We start from the raw sequence: 689 nt of genomic DNA, 5'->3' as shown, positions 1-689 counted from the left end.
TTGCAATGACCTGTCCCGGCGCAACATGCAAGGTAGAAAGCAAGGTACGAGCCCAGCCTGTCACCGCAACTGCCAACGCGGCCGGGTTGCCAGGCGCTTGGCTGGTGTGCCCGCCCGCCAGGATCAAACCATATGCCGCGCAGGCGGCATGGACACCAGTCATGACTTGATTGGCGGCTTTTTCGTCATGGTGCCAGTACGCATTGACGATAGCGGTGGCACGTCCTCCCATCGCGGTGATATCGCTCACATTGGCCATAACGGCCGACCATCCCGCGAACCAGGGCGCCTGTTCAACGAACGCCGGAATCATCCCCTCGATTGCCAGTAACTGGTATTGATCGCCGCATCTAATGGCGGCGGTATCATCGCCGGGCATTGCGTACAAATCCTCTCGGGTACGGGCCACCCCGGAGCAACTGCTGGCTGGCTGCTGAATCGCCACCTTTGAACGCATTGCGGCGGTATCCCGGAGTTCGTCTAGCAAGGCTCTCAATGCAAACTCAGACACACACGGCTTAGCCATTTTGGGTCACCGTTCTGCGCAGAAGCGCTGTTTGGCGGGCCATGAATGGATAGTTTTCTAGGCGTGCCTGCATAAGGCAATGTGGCTGACCAAGGAGGCTAATGCCCTTGAGCGTGTCCCAATGCATGCCATGGAAGTAGCTCTCGTTAGCGCGTTGTACCGT

General features: G+C 58.3%; 1 protein-coding gene. It reads right to left on the bottom strand.

Annotated elements, in window-relative coordinates; translation table 11 throughout:
• Positions 1 to 526, bottom strand: a 526-nt coding sequence (locus AC1DRJ_RS31095; RefSeq protein ID WP_477805484.1) for an AIR synthase related protein, incomplete at its 3' end; no start/stop codon positions are given.
• Between the last annotated feature and the right edge of the window lie 163 nt (positions 527 to 689).

Source organism: Pseudomonas sp. P5_B2 (genome assembly GCF_056400445.1).
This window is presented reverse-complemented; position numbering and strand designations above follow the sequence as displayed.